Consider the following 19,104-nt stretch of genomic DNA (forward strand, 5'->3'; position numbering starts at 1 on the left):
TTTTGGGTTATCTGGCCAATTGGCGGTAAGGAAATTTCCTTACAACGGGAATGATTTGAAAAATCTCCCCAACAATGTTCCCTCGTGTCAATAGCAAATTTTCAATCCACCTTGTTGAGTGGGCAGGCTTGGCACCAAGAGCAGTGGCCGGGAAGCTGGTATCGCTGTTTTCATCCGTGCGTATCCGGAGTGTTTTTCTTCTCTCCCCGGAAGCGCCGCCCGTTTTCCCAGATCCGCTCCATGGTGCCGGCACCCAGTTCGCGTTCGAAAGCCCCCGCGATTTCGCAGAGATTCGCCGGATGATTCACTCCCTCGCCGAGCGGGAAGTTCACGAAACCATCCGGCGGCATCATGTCCGGGGCGTCGGTTTCGAGGAGGATGCGGTCATGGGGAAGTTTCCTGAAAACCTCCAGCACCTTGGCCTTCCGCTCCTGCAGGAAATAGCCGGAGAAGGAGAACCACGCGCCTTTTTTCAGGAGCCGCTCCGCCACCTCGATGGAGCCGCCGAAGGAATGCATGAGGAATTTCTCCGGCCAGCCCTCCGCCTGATCCATGGCGGAGAAAAGCTGCTCCCAGGCCTTGAGGCAATGGACCGTCATCACCCGCCCCATCCCGGCGGCGATCTGCGCCTGTTTCACAAAGACCGGCATCTGCACCTCCATCGCCGGCGAGTCCACCCAACCATCCACGCCCACCTCGCCGACGGTCGCCAGGGGATCATTTTCCAGCCGTTTCCGCAGCCTCTGCTCCCAGCCTTCTTCCGCCGTGTCCGCATACCACGGATGAATCCCGTAGGCAGGAAACACAAAACCCGGAAACTCCCGCGCAAGCCCCGCCACCGCCTCCCAATCGCCCTCCCGGGTCGCATTGACCACGCAGCCCGCGATCCCGGCGCCCTTCATGTCCCGCACCAGCCCGGCCACCGGTTTGCCGAAACGCCCGCTCTGCAGATGGTTGTGTGAATCGAACAGCACAGCCGCAGCCTAAACGGATTTCCACCGCATCCATAGCTCTTCCTTGGGTTTTGAAAGTTGAAATTTGAAATTTCCCCACACTTGCGTCCCCGCGCCTCCCAGTGTATCCCCCTTCCCCCAGCCCGCACCGGGCCCATCTCTCATGATCAAGTGGATTCTACAAAAAATCGTCGGCAGCAAGAACCAGCGAGAGCTACGCCGCATCAAGCCGACCGTCGCCCGCATCAACGAGATCGAGGAGGCATTGCAGCGCGAGCCTGAGGAAAAGCTCCGCGAACTCACCGCGAAATGGCAGGCGCGGCTTGCCCACTACCACCATCTCGATGCACCGGCCAAGCCTGTCATCGCTCGCATGTCCGCCGAGGAACTTTCGGAAACCGCCGCCGCCCTCGAAGCCCGCTTCAAGGACATGCGCGGGGAATTCCCCTCCCTCCCCGCCTCCATCAGGGCCACCCCGGAAGCCATCGAGGAGGCGAAAGCCGCCTTCCACGAGATCGAGCCCGCCTTCCAGCAGGCCCGCGCGAAATACTTGGAGCAGATCCTCCCGGACGCCTACGCGGTGGTGAAAAACGCCGCCCGCCGCATGTGCGGCAGCGAGATCACCGTCAGCGACCACACCATGGATTGGCAGATGGTCCACTTCGACGTGCAGCTCGTCGGCGGCACCGCCCTGCACCGCGGCATGATCGCGGAAATGCAGACCGGTGAGGGCAAAACCCTCGTCGCCACGCTGCCGGTTTACCTCAACGCCCTCACCGGCCTCGGCGTCCACGTCGTCACCGTCAACGACTACCTCGCCAAGCGCGACTCCGACTGGATGGGATCCCTGTTCCGCTACCTCGGCCTCACCGTCGGCTGCATCCAGAACCAGATGCCGCCATGGGAGCGCCGCGAGCAATACGCCTGCGACATCACCTACGGAACCAACGCCGAGTTCGGCTTCGACTACCTCCGCGACAACGGCATGGCATCCTCCAAGGAAGACCAGGTCCAGCGCGGCCACTACTTCGCCATCATCGATGAGGTGGACTCCATCCTCATCGACGAGGCGCGCACCCCGCTCATCATCTCCGGCCCCACCGCCCAATCCACCCACCAGTTCGACAAATACCGCACCGCCGTCGATACCCTTGTGAAAAAGCAGACCCAGCTCTGCAACGATCTCGCCGCCGAGGCCAAGAAACTCGCGGATGCGGGCGACATCGACGGGGCGGGCCGCCTGCTTTTCAAGATCAAGCTCGGCCAGCCGCGCAACCGCATGCTCATGCGCTTCATGGAGGAACCGGAGAACCGCCGCCTCATCGAGAAAACCGAGCTCTCCTTCTACCAGGACGCCCAGAAAAAGGAGCTCTTCGCCCTCAAGGAGGAACTCTATTTCACCATCGACGAGAAAGGCAACGACGCCGACCTCATGGAAATGGGTCGCGAATTCCTTTCCCCCAGCGATCCCGAGGCATTCACGCTCCCGGATCTCGGCTCGCTCTTCGCGGACATAGACACCGACCTCTCCCTCACCGCGGAGCAGCGCATCGCCAAAAAGGAAGAGGCCCAGGACAGCATGAGCGTCCAGGCGGAGAAGATCCATAACATCACCCAGCTCCTCAAGGCCTACTGCGTCTATGAAAAGGACGTCCAGTACGTCGTCAAGGACGGCAAGGTCATCATCGTCGATGACAACACCGGCCGCGAGATGCCCGGCCGCCGCTGGTCCGACGGCCTCCACCAGGCCGTCGAGGCCAAGGAGGGCGTCGCCATCGAGAAGGAGACCCAGACCTTCGCGACGATCACCATCCAGAACTACTTCCGCCTCTACGAGAAACTCGCGGGCATGACCGGCACCGCCGAAACGGAGGCCGCCGAGTTCCACGATATCTACCGCCTGGACGTCCTTCCCATCCCGACCAACACGCCCAACGTCCGCGTTGATGAGAACGACCAGGTGTTCAAAACCCGCCGCGAAAAGTTCAACGCCGTCATCGCGAAAATCCAGGAAGCCCACGAGAAAGGCCAGCCGGTTCTCTGCGGAACGGCCTCCGTCGAGGCCTCGCAGACCCTGGCCCGCATGCTCCAGCGTTCGAAAATCCCGCACTCCGTCCTCAACGCGAAGTTCCACGAGCAGGAAGCGGAAATCATCTCCCAGGCCGGCCAACCCGGTGCCGTAACCGTCTCCACCAACATGGCCGGCCGCGGAACCGACATCAAGCTCGGCAAGGGCGTCCCGGAAGTCGGCGGCCTCTTCGTCATCGGCACGGAACGCTACGAATCACGCCGCGTCGACCGCCAGCTGCGCGGCCGCTGCGCCCGCCAGGGCGATCCCGGCCGCTCCCAGTTCTTCATCTCCTTCGAGGACGACCTGATGCGCAACTTCGCCGCCGCCGACCGCATGACCGCGATGATGGAGCGCTTCGGCATGAAGGACGGCGAAGCGCTTGAGCACTCGTGGCTCAACCGCTCCGTCGAGACCGCGCAGAAGCGCGTCGAACAGCGCAACTACACCTGGCGCAAGCGCGTCCTGGATTTCGACGACGTGATGAACAAGCAGCGCGAGGTCGTCTATGGCTACCGCAACGAGGTGCTCTCCACCGAGACCCCGCGCGACCTCGTCAACGAGATCATCGAGGAAACCATTCCGGCGAAGGTCTCCGAGTACCTCGAAGACCGCGATTACGAGGCACCCGATCACATGGAGCTCCTCGGCTGGGTCAACGCCACGCTTCCGATCAGCATCACCATCGAGGAACTGGATGTCACCAAGACACCGGGCCAGATCGCCGAGTACCTCGTCGCGAAGGTCAAGGAAACCTATGAGCTCAAGGTCGGCAACCTGCCCTACGAAGTGCTCGACCAGGAGGAGCGCCGCATGGTGCTCGTCGCCATCGACAAGCAATGGCAGGCACACCTCTACAACATGGACGCGCTGCGCGAAGGCGTCGGCCTCCGCGCCCAGGGCCAGAAGGATCCGCTCATCGAATACAAGAACGAAGCCTACAAGCTCTTCGTCACGCTGATGGATGAGATCAAGCAGGAGGCGCTCACCAACCTGTTCCGCTCCGCCGCGAACCTAGAGGATTTCCTCAAGCAGCTCCACAGCCGACCGCGCCAGCTCCAGGGCGGGGAGTCCGCCCTCACCGGCGCGAACATGGCCACATCCGGCAGCTTCGAGAACATCGACCCGTCGCGCATCGAGGGCTCCGAAGACACCCCGGCGCTCAAGCTCAACCTGCCGAAACGCAAGCCGAGCTTCTCCATCGAGACCACGGGCCGCAACGCCCCCTGCCCCTGCGGCTCCGGAAAAAAATTCAAGCAATGCTGCGGGAAGGAAGCCTGAGATATCGCTGTGACCGGATGGGTGATCCGCCGCGCCCGTGAACCGGCGACCAACAAATCTCCCCCCCATCACATCCCTTCGCACAAGTCATGCCCTGAGTCCCTTTGCGGCCTCTGTGGCTTGGCGGTGAGAGATGGGAATTCCAGCCCCGCAATCCGGGGTGAATGCGATCCGGCAAAGCGGTTTGGTGTTGCCGTCCGCGCCCAGCTTGCTACCGCAGTGCATCAGCTTTTCCCAATCCATCGTCGGCCTCGGCGCCTTGTCCTCCCTGGGGCATGATGTGGAAGCGCATTTCGATGCGATCTCCACCGGCAGGACAGGGATCCATGCGCTTGGCGGCTTGCTTGGGAACGACAGCCTTCACGCGGCAAGGCCCGGTGCATGGATCTCACCGAGGGAGCTGCTGACGAACAGGAAATGGAGCCCCGCCTCGATGGCCGCGCTGCACGTCGCGCGGGAGGCGGTGGCCGCAAGCGGATGGGGAAAGGATGAACTGCGGGATACGGCGCTAATCGTCGGCACCAGCCGGGGCAATGCCGCGGGCTGGCTGTCCCCATGGCCGGGGCGGCGGCCTTTCCGGCTGATGGCGGCGAGCAACACGATCCACAGCGAGCCGTCCACCGCCGTATCCATCGAACTCGGCATCCTCGGCCCAAACCATGTCGTCGCCAGCGGCTGTTCGGCGGGGCTCGATGCACTCGGCTTGGCGAAACTGCTGCTCGACTCCCGGCAGGCGAAACGTGCGCTGGTGGTGGCCGTCGATCTCCCGCTGGTGCCTGTCCTGCTTGATAATTACGCAAGCTCGGGTTTGCTCGCGGAATCCTCGCCGCTCAACCCGTTCTCTAGCGGCGCCTGCGGATTCATCCCCGCTGAGGGCGCCGCGGCGATCGCCCTCTCATCGGGGCAACAAGGGGACATCGAACTCCTGCATTTCTCTAACAATTCCGATGGTGCGGATCCGGTCGGCATCCCGCAAGGCGGCGGGCGCACCAGTGAGCTGCTTGACGGTGCGATCCGCCTGACAGGATCTCCCGCCGCCATCTGCCCCCACGCAACCGGCACGAAAATCCAGGCCCGCGCCGAGCGGGCTTTCCTCGGTGCGCTGCCAGGTGACAAACCCACGCTGCATCTGTTGAAGCCGTACTTCGGCCACACGGTCGGCGCGAGCGGGCTATTGGAAAGCACGGTGCTGCTGCGTTTCATGCAGGATTCCAGGCTGCCGCCCAACCTCCCCGGAACCTTGGGGGCGGGCGGCATGGAGGCCCCGGCGGAGGCCATCGCCTGCTCGGGGAATGTCTTCAAACTTGCCCACGGCATGGGCGGGCACAATGCTCTGGCCGTTTTCAGACAGACGACATGACACGAATCGAAATCTCCCTGGATAGGCAAACCCTCGATCTGTTCGCGGACGGAAGGCATGTCCGCACCTTCACTATCTCCAGCGGGGAAAAGGGCATGGGCTTCACGGAAGGCAGCTTCCGCACCCCGACGGGCCGCTTTGCCATTTCCGAAAAAATCGGCGGGGGCGAGCCGCTCCACACCCGCTTCGTGGCGAGGGTGCCGGTCGGCCTCTGGGTTCCCGGCGATTCCACCGGGGACGATCTCGTGCTTACCCGCATCCTCCGCCTGGCCGGTCTGGACGCGGAAAACGCGAACACCATGGACCGTTACATATATATCCACGGGACCAACCGGGAGGATCTCCTCGGCACTCCCGCCAGCCACGGCTGCATACGCCTCGGCAACCGGGATATGGCCGAGCTGTTCGAGGCCGTCGCTGAGGGCTGCGAGGTGACCATAAGCCAACTAACCGTTAGCCGGGCGAAACTGTTATTCATTGATTGTGATTCCACATTGTCATCCATCGAGGGGATCGATGAGATGGCCAGGTTTTCCGGACCGGATGTTTTTTCGGAAGTTGTGGCTTTGACAAATGCGGCGATGGACGGGGAGGTTCTGCTTTCCGATGTCTTCGGGAGGAGGATGGAAATCATCAGGCCGGACCGTGCGATTGCGGAAAAGGTAAGCCAATGTTACCTGGATCATGTCGTACCCGGGGCGGAAGAGCTGGTGCGCACGGCGAAGGCCAATGGCTGGATGCCTGTCATCCTTTCCGGCGGCTTTGCGCCGCTCATCGCCCCGCTTGCAAAGCGTCTGGGGATACGCCATGTGGAGGCCGTGCCCCTGTTTTTCAACGAATCCGGTGGATACGCGGGATATGGCGAATCCTATCCGACGACGCGCAACCTGGGCAAGAACGAGATCATCCGCGAGTGGAAGGCGGCGCTGCTGCCGCAGCGGGTTGTTATGGTCGGAGATGGTGTTTCGGATCTTGAGACCAAGCCGGATGTGGATGCGATGGTAGGCTTCGGCGGTGTTGTGGCTAGGGAAAAGGTCAGGAACGGGGCTGACATATGGGTTGCCGATTCCCTAGGTTCGGAGGCGCTTTCGGAGCTGCTGCGCTGTTAGCTTTTTTGCAACAAAACTGATAATAATATTCCTTGCCATGTAAGAACCGCATAGTAGGTTTCCGCCGCAATGAGTACATCACCAAAGAAGAACACCGTTCGCGGGAAACGTTACACAGCAGAAGAGAAAGCCAAGATCGTGGCATTTGTGCAGGAATACAATGCCACCAACGGTCGCGGCGGACAGAGCGTCGCGGCAACCAAGTTCGGCACCTCGCAGCTGACCATCTCAACCTGGCTGAAGGGTGCCGGTGTTTCCGGCCGCAGCAAGGTATCCGGCGGCAAGGGCAGCATGCAGGGCAAGCTCGCCACCATGCTCACCCTGGGCCAGGATATCGAAAGGCTTGAGCGCGAACTCAGCACCAAGCGCAGCAAGTTCGAGACCCTCAAGGCCTCCCTCTGAACCATACAAAACCCATAATTGAACCGCCTCCCCATGACGGGCAGGCGGTTTTTTCTTTTCGCCCCCCTACTCCTCCAGCCCGGTGAATTTCTCAGCGCCCTCTATCTCCAGCGTCGTCCACGGTGCGGCCGGTGCGAGGCCTGCATAACCCAATGCGGAAGGTGAAATGCCATCCGGCCCCGCATCGTGGAGCGCCGCGATGACGGCCGCCGGATCCAGCCTGTTGAGCGGGCGGGACACGTATCCCGCTCCGATGTCCACGCCATCGCTTTCCCGCGCCTCAAGGTGGAGGTGGGCCGGGTAATGCCCTCCCGCCGTGCCGACTGTGCCTATCACCCGGCCGCGCGGGACGAGCGTGCCGAGGCTGGTTTTGATATCGAGAAGGTGGGCGTACATCGTGTGTACGGGTTTTCCTTCCGGATCCCTGTGTGCGAGCACTACGATGTTTCCCCAGCCCGGGGAAGGTTCTCCGGCATAGACGACCAAGCCATCGCCGGCGGCGAAAACCGGATCGCCGAGATCCGTGTTCATGCCGCCGATGCCGTTGAGGTCGTCGCCGGTGTGGTGGCCGCCGCGCTTCTCGTTCATCTCCCAGAATTTCTGCGCGTTGTACACCAGTGCGCCGTTCTCGGAGCCCATCGGGGTGTCCATTTTTGTGGCGGTGGGGATCATGTTCGCCTGCCAGGGGGAGAGGAAATGGAAACGCATGTCGGGCTTGCCGTCCTCCGGCATCCCAAACGGGACGTCGTAATCCTGGAAGCCCACAACCTTCACCTCCGCAACATTCGTCCGGGAGCTTTTCCAGACCGCATAGCCGACGATGCCCGCCGCGATGACGAGGGTGATGAGAAGGCGTGCGGATTTCATTCTTGGGATTACGGGTTCCCGGCGGGTGGGTTTTCAGTGTTCAGCTTTCCGGGGATAGGTCAAACTTTCCGGGCATGGATGTGGAATTGCAGAAAAGCGTGGCCGCCCTGAAGCTCGGAAAGATGGAGAGGCATATTTTCCTCTGCGCCCAGCCGACGGAAGCGAAGTGCTGCGATCCTGCGGCAGGCGCGGCCTCATGGGATTTCCTGAAACGCAGGCTCAAGGAACTCGGTTTGTGTGGGAATGGGGAGAGGGTGATACTCCGCACCAAGGCGGACTGCCTGCGGGTCTGTGTGAGGGGGCCGGTGGCGGTCGTGTACCCGGAGGGTGTCTGGTACCACTCCTGCACGCCGGAGGTGCTGGAACGGATCATCACCGAGCACCTCGTCGGCGGAAACGTGGTGGAGGAATTTTGCGCTAGGAAACCAGCTCCCTGACCAGCGCCGGGCCCTGATAGACGAAGGAGGTGTAGATCTGGACCAGATCCGCCCCGGCCCTGAATTTCTCCTCGGCATCCGCCCTCGATGAAATGCCGCCGACCCCGATGATGGGAATTTTCCCGGAGAAGGCGGAGTGGAAGGCGGCGAGCACATGGTTCGATTTCTCGAAAACAGGTTTACCGGAAAGGCCGCCCGCCTCGTTGGCCCACGGATGGTCTTTGACGGCATCGCGGTCGAGGGTGGTGTTGGTGGCGATCAGGCCGTCGAGGCCGCCGGCGAGGAATGCCGCCGCAAGATCCGCGACCTGCCCGTCGGTCAGATCGGGGGCGACCTTGAAGAGGATGGGCACCTTTTTCCCATGCTCTGTGGCGAGCTTCTCCTGGGAACCTTTCAGCAGCTCCAGCAACCGCGCCGAGGAATCCGCCGCCTGCAGGTCGCGCAGGCCGGGGGTGTTCGGCGAGGAAAGGTTCACCGCGATGTAATCCGCGACCGGATAGGCTTTCTCAAGGCAGGCGAGGTAGTCGTCCGCCGCGTTCTCGTTGGGCGTGTCCTTGTTTTTCCCGATATTGAAACCGATGGGGCCGGAGAAATGTTTCGAGGCGCGGACGTTTTCCACCCCGGCATCGATGCCGGGGTTGTTGAAGCCCATGCGGTTGATGATGGCCTCATGCGGGATGAGGCGGAAGAGGCGCGGCTTCGGGTTCCCCGCCTGCGGGCGCGGCGTGATCGTGCCGATCTCGATGAATCCGAAGCCCAGCCTCCCGAGGGCGTCGATGGTGTTGCCTTCCTTGTCGAGCCCGGCGGCGAGGCCGATGCGGTTCGGGAATTCCAGCCCCATGAGCTTCACCGGCTCGCCCGCCAGGAGTGGTTGGGAGAGCGCTTTGAGCAGCCCGGTTTTCTCCGCAAGGCGCAGGGCCGCCATGCTCGCATGGTGAGCCACCTCCGCATCGAGGGAGAAGAGGATCTTGCGGGCGAGTGGGTAGGCGGCGGCGATCACGCGGGGATCTTGGGCCATGGGCACGGATCTGGAAATCCCGAAAGATGGGACAGGATCACCGGCATGGTCCCAGGGGCACGGTTATTGCGGGGGTTTTCAGGCTCAAGCCCGCGCCGCATCATTTCCCGAAGATGGTCTTGCCGGTGGAGCGGAGCTCGTCGCAGGCCTGCTTCATGCGGTCGCAGAGGCCCTGCTCGCCTTTCTTCAGGTAGGAGCGTGGGTCGTAATGCTTCTTGTTGCCGACCTCGCCGTCGATCTTGAGCACGCCCTCGATGTTCTGGCAGATGTGGGTGACGATGGGGCGGGTGAAGGCGTACTGGGTGTCGGTGTCGATGTTCATTTTCACCACGCCGTAGTCGAGGGTTTCCTGGAGATCCTCGGAGGAGGTGCCGGAGCCGCCGTGGAAGACGAGATCCATTTCCGCAGCAGCGCCGTGCTTGTCGGTGACGGCTTTCTGGCCGTCCTTGAGGATGGAGGGCTTGAGTTTCACCGCGCCGGGCTTGTAGGCGCCGTGGACGTTGCCGAAGGTGGCGGCGAACATGAAACGGCCGATGCCGCTGAGCGTTTCATACACCTGGAGCATGTCCTCCGGGGTGGTGTAGAGCTTCTCGATGGGCAGGCCGGAGGTGTCGTGGCCGTCCTCCTCGCCGCCGACGCAGCCGGCCTCCACCTCGAGGATGATGCCGAGTTCCGCGCATTCCTTGAGAAGCCCGACGGAAATCCTCATGTTCTCATCGAGATCGACGACCGAGCCGTCGAACATGTGGGACTGGAACAGCGGGCCCTTGCCGGCGGCGATGCGTTCGCGGGAGGCCTGGAGGAGGGGCTTGAGGAAGCCCTCCACTTTCTCCGGGTGGCAGTGGTCGGTGTGGAGGGCGATGAGGACATCGTGTTTTTCCGCAAGGAGATGGCAGGCTTCGGCCAGGACGATGGCACCGAAGGCGGCGTCCTTCACGGCGGTGCCGGATGCGAACTCGCCGCCACCGGTGGAGACCTGGATGATCCCGTCGGATTTCGCTTCGGAAAAGGCTTTGAGGGCGCCGTTGATCGTGGTGAGTGAGGTCACGTTGATCGCCGGGTAGGCGTAGCCGCCTTTCTGGGCGGCATCGAGCATGGCGGCGTATTGTGCTGGGGTTGCGATAGGCATAGGGACGCTGCGTAGCGGATTGCGTACCAAGGGGCAAGCCCCAAGAATCGCGCTTTTCGGAAGTGCCCCGGAGAGAAACCTTGAGCGGCGGGGGCGGGAAGGAACGCAATGCCGCGGAATCGACCGCGAGGTTACCCGGCTGATGCGGTTGTGCCCCTCTGGCGCACCGCCTCGAAGAGACACACGCCGGTGGCTACGGAGACGTTCAGGCATTCCACCTTCCCGGCCATGGGCAGCTTGGCGAGGAAATCGCAGTTCTCCTCGGTCAGGCGGCGCATCCCTTTTTCCTCCGCTCCCAGCACAAGTGCCAGCGGCCCCTTGAGGTCCAGCTCATAGAGGGTTTTCTCCGCCCGGTCCGAGGTGCCGACGAGCCACACACCGGCCTCCTTGAGCTGCTCCATCGTCCGCGCGAGGTTTGTGACCTGGGCGAATGGCACGTGATCCGCCGCGCCGACGGATACCCGCCGCACCGTCTCGGTGATCCCCACCGCCTTGTCCTTCGGCGCGATGACCGCATGAACCCCCGCACCGTCCGCCGTGCGCAGGATGGCGCCGAGGTTGTGGGGGTCCTGCACGCAATCGAGGATGAGCAGAAACGGCACTTCCGTTTCCGAGACGATGCGCATCAGGTCGTGCTCGTCGAGCGATGGGGTCGGCTTTTCCTCCGCCGCGGGTTTCACATGGCGGTTCTCCCGCGCTTGCCGGTTCCTGTCCCCATGGCTCCTCTCGCCGTATCCCTTTTTCTTCACACGGCGAGGGGAAAGCTTTTGGCCGCTAAGTTCAATCGCGAATCATGCGGATGCAAAAAGACCGGCGATCTCAGCAAGATCGCCGGTCTCAGGTGAATCGAACGATACCCAACCGAACCCTAGCGGCGGCGGCGGAGAAGCGCGAGGGCTCCGAACGCGCCGAGGAGGGCGGCGGAGGGCTCGGGGACTGCGTTAATCTGTACGTTGTCGATACGGTTATTCCCGGTCGTGCCAGTGGCTCCACTGAATGTGATTCTGACAAAAGCGGTTGCTGCGTTGTCCAGAGCGCTTATGGAGGAAAGGTCGATTGTTTGAACCGCATACGAAGTGGCAGGGTTGTATGGCGTGCCGAAAGGGGTAAAAGCGGTTCCATCCGTAGAGTAAGAAACCTGATTGGAGATGAATCCTGTCGAAGTCTTCTGAGTAGCAAAAGTGATGATCGGATCGGTGAGGCCGGTCATTACGAAGGAAAACGTCATTGTGGCTCCGTTATTGGGAGTTCCGGTGCTCGCCCCTCCCTGTAGTGACAGCGACTGGCCACTAGGATCCGAATTGAGTGCGTTGACCGTACTCCCGCCGAAGGATGTAATGCCGGTGGAGCCCGTTGTTGTCCAGCCAGCCAGCGTGATGCTTCCGCTACCGCTTGTAGGTGCATAAGTCGTGCCATTGTTTGTGCTGGCAGTGAGCGTATTGAAGTTCCAGTAGGCGATGGTCGCACCGTTACCGGAAACCGCTGCAAGGGCGGAGAAGGCCATGACGGCCAGGGATGTTGATTTGATTTTCATGGGGAATTGGATCCGGAGGGGAAGTTCGCGTCCGGACGTTTCAGGGATACGAGAAAGCAGCCTGCGTGCCAATGGAAAACTGTTACGGTTTCGCCATCTAACGACCCCCCTCGGCTGTCCCTAAGGGGGGAAATGGTTGATTGGACAAGGCATTTGGCGCGCGGCGGGAGCCGGGAAAAAGTGTGGAAATTTTCCGCGCAAAGGAGCAAGGCAAGAGGATCAACCCGATTGGGAAGGCTGCCATCGCCGGGCATTTTCCGACTTCACCCCGTTTTCCGAAACCGCGCGTGACAAGATCCCGGTATTTTCGGAGTTTCGGGTGGAGATGGATGTTCTGGAAAAAAACCTGCTGTTGCTCGCTTCCGCCGGGTCGGGAAAGACGTTTACGCTGAGCGACCGGGTGATCGGCCTGATGGCGAAGGGCGTTGAGCCGGAAAAGATCGTGGCGCTGACCTTCACGCGGAAGGCGGCGGGGGAATTCGCCGATGCGATCCTGAAGAAGCTGGCGGATGCGGCGGACGATGCGGGCAAGGCGGCGGAGCTGGAGGGGAAATTCGGCGGGGGCGGTGTGGATTTCCCGGAGCTGCTGGAGAAGGTGGTGGGGAAGCTGCCGAGGCTGACGCTGGGGACGATGGACGGGTTTTTCGCGAAGGTGGTCAGGGGCTTCCAGTACGAGCTTGGCGTGACGGGAGGGCGCTTCGAGCTGCTGGAGGGCGAGGCGGCGGAGGGCGTGAAGGACGAGCTGCTGGAGGGGCTGCTGGACGGCGGCGCGGTGGTGGATGAGGAGGAGTTCCTGAATGTTTTCCGGAGGGCGACGGCGGGAAAGGAAGGCACGCGGGTGCTGGAGGAGCTGCGGGATTTCATCCAGGCCTGGCACGGCCATTTCCTCGGCGCAGCATCCTGCGAGTGGGGCCCTGCGGGGCTCTCCGGGGTGGAGATTTCCGATTGGGAAAAAGCCAAGGGCGGCCTCATCGCGCAGGCGCGGCGCGATTGGCCGGGGGTGGTGACGACGGACAAGCGGCAGGAAAAGGCGTTTGCCGCAATGATGGATGCGCTGGAGCGCCACACGGTCGGCAGCGGATCTCTGGACAAGGCCACGAGCCTGCTGAAGAGCGTGATGGATGCGGCGGCGGAGAGCGGCGGGGCGCTGGAGGTTTCCTTCTACAAGCCCTTCACCATCCCCGGCCTTGGGGCTCAGGCGCTGCGGGATCTCGTGGAGCTGGCGGCGCGCTGCGAGCTGGCGGCGGCGCTTTCCCGCACCCGCGGCGTTCACGGGGTGATCGCGGCCTACGATGCGCTCGTCGAGAGCGAGCTGAGGCGCAACGGCAAGCTGGGCTTCGACGACGTGAAGCGGCTGATGGGTTGCTGGATGAACGCGGAGGACGCCCGCCTGCGCAGGGAAGCCGTGGATTTCCGGCTGGATGCGAACTACGGCCACTGGTTGCTCGACGAATTCCAGGACACCAGCCGCGACGAGTGGAATGCGCTCAGCCCGCTCATCGACGAGGGCATGAGCGACGGCGAATCCACGGTGTTCGTGGTTGGGGACAAGAAGCAGGCGATCTACGCATGGCGCGGCGGCGAGGTCGGGCTCTTCGGTGAGCTGAAGGATCACTATGGCGATGGCCTGAAGACCGAGACGATGGCGGAATCCTGGCGCTCCTGCCCCGAGGTGCTGGAGCCGGTGAACCGGGTCTTCGGGGATCATGAAACCATGGCGCGCCTTTTCGGCGGGGCGGCGGCGGGCGGATGGGAGTGGGAGGACCATGTTTCCGCGGAGCCTCTCAGGGATGCATCAAGGGCCGGGCACTCACGCGTCGAGGTGATCGCCAAGGATGACAAGGCGGAGCGGGTGATCGCTTTGCTCAAGGAGCTCGGGATCGGTGAGAAAAGGCTGACCTGCGGGGTGCTGATGGATACCAACAGGCATGTTCGGGAGCTGGCCGATGCGCTGCGGGAGGCCGGCTTCCAGGTGGTGGAGGAAGGCGCGCGGGAGCCGGGCAAGGATCATCCGGTGGGTGTGCTGGTGTGGCAGCTGCTGCGCTGGCTGGCGGATCCGGCGGACAATTTCGCGCGTCAGACAGTGCTGATGTCGCCGCTGCGGGCGGTGCTGGAGGAGCGCTACGGGACGGCGTGGCAGGCGGCCTGGGAAAGGCTCGGCGGGCGCGTTTCGGAGGCGGGTTTCGCCGGGATGCTTGGTGAGCTGCTTGCTGAAATCCATGGAGTGCTGGGCGATTTCGGCAGGCGCAGGGTGGCGGATCTGCTCGAAGCCCTCAGGGAGTTGGATCGCAAGGGCGTGCTGACCGCCAGGGAGGCGGCGGACTGGATTGGCCGGATGAAAATTTCCCAAAGCCCGGGTGTGGCGGCGGTGCAGGTGATGACCGTCCACAAGTCCAAGGGGCTGGGCTTCGATGTGGTCGTCCTGCCGGACATCCCGAAGGACAAGATCCCGGATTTCACCCACTACCGGACGGTGAGGGGCGAGGGCTGGCTCACCGCCGCACCCGCCAAATGGGCGCGGGCGATGATCGCCGAGCTGCGCGTGCCGGAGGAATCGTGGGTCATCCGCCAGACCTATGAGGAGTTCTGCAAGCTCTACGTCGCCATGACGCGGGCGAAGCGCGGGCTCTACGTTTTCCTCGACACCCCGGCTGCCAGTGCGGACGAAGAAAAGGCCAGCCTGCCCAACTGGCTGATGGCATCGCTGGGTCTCGGCATGGGCGACAGCGCGGTTTTCGAAACGGGGAATCCGGATTGGGCGGAGGGGATCGAGACTTTGCAAAAACCGCCTGCGGCAGGCCCGGCGGCCTTGGGGCGGGCGGTGGCGAAGCGCTCCCGCAGCACCCCGAGCGGACGGAAGAAAGACTCCGCCCCAGCAAGGGCGGGCGGGGGCGTGGGGCGGCGCTTCGGCACCGCCGTCCATGCCGCCTTCGAGCAGCTCGGCTGGCTCGATGAAGCGGAACCGGAGCTTCCCGCCGGGGAGGCTGGCGAGTGCGTCCGAAAAGCCCTCGCCGTAGGGGAAATCAACCGCCTTTTCCGCAGGGATGGCCGGGCGATCTCGCTTCACCGCGAGCAGAGGATCGAGGCGCTCATCTGCGGCAGCTGGATGAGCGGCGCCATCGACAGGTTGCACCTCCACCGCGATGGGGCGGGCAAGGTGGTGCGCGCCGAGATCATCGACTTCAAGACCGACCGGGTGACAAGCGCCGAAGAGCTGCGGGAAAAGTACGCGGGACAGATGGCCGCCTACCGGGAAGCCATCGCGCTCATGCATCCGCAGGCGGAAATCAGCAGCCTGCTGGTCTCCACCGCGCTTGGGGCTGTGGTGTGATGGCGGAATCCGCCTCCCGCCTGCGTTGCGCGCTCAGACGACACTGCGGTTCTGCCTTCCGATCACCAGCGCGGCAAGAGCGGCTGAGCCGATGCTGACACCCACAAGCACCCAGCCGCTGAAGCGCATCGTATCGGCCTGCCTGTCGGCGAAGGGCACAGGTTTTTCCAAGGCCAGGAAAACATGGCGCGGCTTCTCGTTGCGGTAGTCGTTGCGGAAGGTCTCCGCCTCGCGGACGAGCAGGTCGATGCGCTCGTTGACGAAATAGGTGTAGGTCGGCTTGGCCTCGCCGCTTTCCGGCCAGACCTTCATGGTGGCCACCTCGATGGGCGTGCCCTTGTCCACCATGCGGCGGATGCGGGCGACCAGCTCGCGGGCTTCCCGCTCGTCCGACGCACCGGATGCAAGCAGGCGGCGCAGGCCCTCCTTGACCATCTCGAAGCGCTCGATGCCGTCTTTCCCGAGTTCGTCCCCGCGGTCCCGCGCCCGCTCGATTTTCCGCTGCAGGCGGATGCGCTCGATCTCGAAGGGGTTGCGCGTAGCCTGGGCGATGAGCATGCCCTCGAAGGCGTAGCGCAGGGGCATGATGCGGGCGGGGACGGGGACGCCGCCGCGCTCGCGCTCCAGCTTCGCCTCATCGAAGAGGCCGCGGTTCATTTCCTTGTAGGGCACCAGGGCACCGGCCAGCAGCATCTGCGGGACGAGCAGCAGGGGCACCGCGGTGAGGGCGGCGCGCTCCGTTTTCACCACGGAGGAAACGAGCAGTGCCAGGCCGGTGCCGGTGAGCGCGGTGAGCGTCATCCAGATCCAGTGGTAGGGGAGGACTCCTTTGATCTCGAGGAAATGATTCCCCACCACCAAATAGGTGAAACACTGCACGCCCGCCACGATGCCCAGGGCGAGGAACTTGGCGCTGACGTAGGAGAAACCGCCGGGCTGGCAGTTGCGCTCGCGGCGGAGCAGTGCGCGGTCGCGGAGGATTTCCGTGGCGGAATTCGTCAGCCCGAGGAACATGGCGACGGTGACGCTGAGGAAAAGGTAGGCCGGAATGTGCAGCGCGGTGGAGAACTCGTAGCTGCCCGTGGGCGAGGAGCGCAGGGTGATGGCGGTGAGCGCGGCCAACAGCGGAGCCTCCAGGAAAGTGCTGTAGACCGTTCCGCGGTTGCGCAGCTTGGAGAGCAGGGAACGCTCGAAATGGGTGAAGAAAACCAGCAGCGCGGCGCGCCAGCGGCGGGTCGGCGAGGGCGGAATGGGCAGGCCGCTGCGCACGCCCGCCTCCTTGCGCGTTGGCGGCGCCGCATCGCGCTGCAGCGAGCGGAGCAGCGACACGCTCTCAAAGCGCTCCTGCCAGAAGGTCGGCGGGAAACGCCGCGCCGCGCCGGTGTTGCCACCATCGCCGATGGCGCTGAGCGGCGTTTCCAGCACATCGAAGACAAAGTCCGCCCCCAACGGGGTCTTGGCGATCATGGAGGGGTGCGAGATCCCCAGCTCCTCGCAGGCCTCGCGGAAATACCCGACCATGTGAGCTGGCGTGCCGAAGAAGGCCATTTTTCCCCCTCCATCCAGCAGCAGCACCTTGTCGAAAAGCCGCAGCACGCTCGCTCCCGGGCGGTGCAGGGAAGCGATGACGATCTTCTCCCGGGCGAGGGAGCGGAGCGTTTCCGCAACGTGTTCGGAGTCCTTGGAGGAAAGGCCGGAGATGGGCTCGTCAAAGAGGAAGACCTCCGCACGGCTGCCTAGGTCAAGGCCGAGGTTCAGGCGGCTGCGCTCTCCGCCGGAGAGGGTCTTGTCACCGGCGGAGCCGACTTTTCTCCTCGCCAAGGCCTGCAGGCCCAGCTCCGCGAGCATGGAGTCCACCCGCCGGTCATGCTCCGCGAAGGAGAGCCCGGGGCGGCGCACCATCACGGCATGCCGCAGGTGTTCGCGGACGGTCAGCTGGGGGTTGAGCGCATCCTCCTGCGGCATGTGCGCGATGAAGGGCACCAACCGCTTGCGCTCGTCGTAGAGCGAGATCCCGTTGAGCGAGACCTTGCCGCGGGTCGGCTTGAGCTGGCCGGAAAGCGCCGCAAGCAGCGTCGATTTCCCGCTGCCGCTCGGGCCGATGATGCAGAGCATCTCCCCGCGGCGCACCGCGAAGTTCAGCTGGTCGAGCGCGCGCGCGTCCTTCCCGAAAAAATGGCTGAGACCGTCCACCTCGATGGACTCGATCTGCGTCCTTTCCTCATCCAGGAAACCTTCCGAAAACCTGCACCGCACCGCCTGGCTGCCGGAAAGCCGGATCAGCGAGCCATCCCGCAGCGCGGCCTGCTGACGCACCGGCAGGCCATCGACGAGGACGGTGCCGCCGGACTCGCGGATCTCCAGCGAGCCGCTCGCACCCTCGCCATCGTAGCGGATGAAAAGCACCATGCGCGGGGCAAGCTTCGCACCGAGCAGCAGATCGCCGCTGCCCAATGCCGAGGCGTCGTTGGAAACGAGGTATTCCTGCCTCTCGGCGGCCAGGCGGAACCTGCGCCCGGATTGCAGCGCACGCTTCCGCAGGTCATTGACCGTCAGGCTGAAGCCCGCCGCCCCGCCAATGCGCTCGTGGTTGCGGCAGTGCACCACGTCGCCCTTGGCCAAGGCGCCCTTGCTGCCAACATGAAGCCCGGTTTCCGCCAGCACCTCCACCTCCGCCTCCAGCCCGAAGCGCACCCGCAACTCGCTGCCGCGCGTGCGGGTGCGCTCCGCAACCAAGCCCTCCTCGCCCGCCTCGATGAAGAGGGAGGGCATGCTGCCCATTTTCCTGACATCGAGGAAAAAGCGCATGTCGTCGTAGGTCATCAGCCATCCGGGGATGACGAGTTCCTGGCGCTCCCGGACACGCATGAACGCGCCGGTGTTCAGGGATTTCCCGCGCACCCAGAGCGGGGGTGTGCCGGTGTTGCGCAGCAGCATCAGATCCCCGGCGCGGTAGAGCCGGAACTCCTGCGCACCTGCTGCCGGCGGCAGCACCACATCCGCCCGCTCGCCCCCGAAGACCAGCCGCTCGAAGGGCAATTCCCCATCCCCGCCCTCGCCCCGCATTTCCCGCAGGATGGCCGTGCCCGTTTCCGGCTGGCCCAGGCGCCGCATGAAGACCTCGAAGCTCGCGCGGCTTCGCTCCGAGCGACCCGCAGCATCCACCAGCGTAAACAGCTGTAGGCCGACGGCGAGCTTGCCGGTCTCGTCAAGGCTTTCGCGAAGCTCCGTGGCCAAGCCCTGCATGGGCTTGGGGTTTTTCACGGCGCGACGCAGCCGGCGGGTGAGCCACGCATGGTCCACCTCCGGAAAGGCGCTGCGCAGCATGTCGAGGATCAGATCCGCCTCCGTCGCACTGAGGATGTCATCGAGCGTCGCGAAGGCGGCAAAGGCATCCACCAGCGCACCGACCTGCCCCTCCGCCCGTTTCCCCGGCCTACCGTAGCGCCCGGATCCCGGCCTCCAGCCGAGAAGATCCGCCAGCCACGTGCGTTTCCTGGAAATCCCCTTCGCACCACCGCCACCGGTTTCCGAGTTCTCCGCGTCGCCTTCCATCCGGCCACATTTCCGCCCATGCCCAGCGCCTTTGCAACCCGCATCTTCACGCTGGGGATC

12 protein-coding genes and 1 pseudogene are annotated in these 19,104 nt (G+C 63.7%); 6 read left to right on the forward strand and 7 right to left on the reverse strand.

The window, feature by feature from the left end; genetic code table 11:
- Nucleotides 1–170: 170 nt before the first annotated feature.
- Nucleotides 171–974, reverse strand: coding sequence for a TatD family hydrolase (locus HZ994_11895; protein QTN32993.1), 804 nt, complete (start codon nt 972–974; stop codon nt 171–173).
- A gap of 142 nt (nt 975–1,116) precedes the next feature.
- Here HZ994_11895 and secA point away from each other — a divergent pair, with 142 nt between their 5' ends.
- From secA to HZ994_11915, 4 genes and pseudogenes are all read left to right on the forward strand, one after another.
- On the forward strand, nt 1,117–4,302 hold the full coding sequence (gene secA / locus HZ994_11900) for a preprotein translocase subunit SecA (GenBank protein QTN32994.1): 3,186 nt from the start codon (nt 1,117–1,119) through the stop codon (nt 4,300–4,302).
- A 208-nt stretch (nt 4,303–4,510) separates the two neighbouring features.
- Nucleotides 4,511–5,662: a hypothetical protein gene (locus HZ994_11905; protein ID QTN32995.1), complete on the forward strand. Its 1,152-nt coding sequence runs from the start codon at nt 4,511–4,513 to the stop codon at nt 5,660–5,662.
- Nucleotides 5,659–6,108: pseudogene (locus tag HZ994_11910) on the forward strand (L,D-transpeptidase). The gene HZ994_11905 and the pseudogene HZ994_11910 overlap by 4 nt, the downstream one beginning before the upstream one ends.
- Before the next feature lie 732 nt (nt 6,109–6,840).
- Entirely contained in the window at nt 6,841–7,173 is a 333-nt protein-coding gene (locus tag HZ994_11915) for a hypothetical protein (protein QTN32996.1), read from the forward strand.
- Between the two features lie 66 nt (nt 7,174–7,239).
- Here the strand turns inward: HZ994_11915 and HZ994_11920 are convergent, their stop codons facing one another.
- On the reverse strand, nt 7,240–8,040 hold the full coding sequence (locus HZ994_11920) for a M23 family metallopeptidase (protein QTN32997.1): 801 nt from the start codon (nt 8,038–8,040) through the stop codon (nt 7,240–7,242).
- Nucleotides 8,041–8,114: 74 nt separating this feature from the next.
- On the opposite strand from HZ994_11920, the gene HZ994_11925 reads away from it, so the two are divergent.
- On the forward strand, nt 8,115–8,477 hold the full coding sequence (locus HZ994_11925) for a (2Fe-2S) ferredoxin domain-containing protein (protein QTN32998.1): 363 nt from the start codon (nt 8,115–8,117) through the stop codon (nt 8,475–8,477).
- Here the strand turns inward: HZ994_11925 and HZ994_11930 are convergent.
- The 4 genes from HZ994_11930 to HZ994_11945 form a co-directional block, all read right to left on the reverse strand.
- Nucleotides 8,458–9,495, reverse strand: coding sequence for a quinone-dependent dihydroorotate dehydrogenase (locus tag HZ994_11930; GenBank protein QTN32999.1), 1,038 nt, complete (start codon nt 9,493–9,495; stop codon nt 8,458–8,460). The two genes, HZ994_11925 and HZ994_11930, sit on opposite strands and share 20 nt — an antisense overlap.
- A gap of 100 nt (nt 9,496–9,595) precedes the next feature.
- Nucleotides 9,596–10,624 carry a class II fructose-bisphosphate aldolase gene (fbaA, locus tag HZ994_11935; GenBank protein ID QTN33000.1) on the reverse strand — a complete coding sequence of 343 codons (1,029 nt, stop codon included), beginning with the start codon at nt 10,622–10,624 and terminating at the stop codon, nt 9,596–9,598.
- A gap of 131 nt (nt 10,625–10,755) precedes the next feature.
- Nucleotides 10,756–11,409: a 23S rRNA (guanosine(2251)-2'-O)-methyltransferase RlmB gene (gene rlmB / locus HZ994_11940; protein ID QTN34386.1), complete on the reverse strand. Its 654-nt coding sequence runs from the start codon at nt 11,407–11,409 to the stop codon at nt 10,756–10,758.
- Between the two features lie 83 nt (nt 11,410–11,492).
- Nucleotides 11,493–12,158, reverse strand: coding sequence for a PEP-CTERM sorting domain-containing protein (locus HZ994_11945; GenBank protein ID QTN33001.1), 666 nt, complete (start codon nt 12,156–12,158; stop codon nt 11,493–11,495).
- 325 nt (nt 12,159–12,483) lie between these two features.
- Here HZ994_11945 and HZ994_11950 point away from each other — a divergent pair, with 325 nt between their 5' ends.
- Entirely contained in the window at nt 12,484–15,489 is a 3,006-nt protein-coding gene (locus HZ994_11950; GenBank protein QTN33002.1) for a UvrD-helicase domain-containing protein, read from the forward strand.
- A gap of 33 nt (nt 15,490–15,522) precedes the next feature.
- Here the strand turns inward: HZ994_11950 and HZ994_11955 are convergent, their stop codons facing one another.
- On the reverse strand, nt 15,523–19,044 hold the full coding sequence (locus HZ994_11955) for an ATP-binding cassette domain-containing protein (protein QTN33003.1): 3,522 nt from the start codon (nt 19,042–19,044) through the stop codon (nt 15,523–15,525).
- Nucleotides 19,045–19,104: the final 60 nt, after the last annotated feature.

The sequence above is a fragment of the Akkermansiaceae bacterium genome (assembly GCA_017798145.1).
Lineage (GTDB): Bacteria > Verrucomicrobiota > Verrucomicrobiia > Verrucomicrobiales > Akkermansiaceae > Luteolibacter.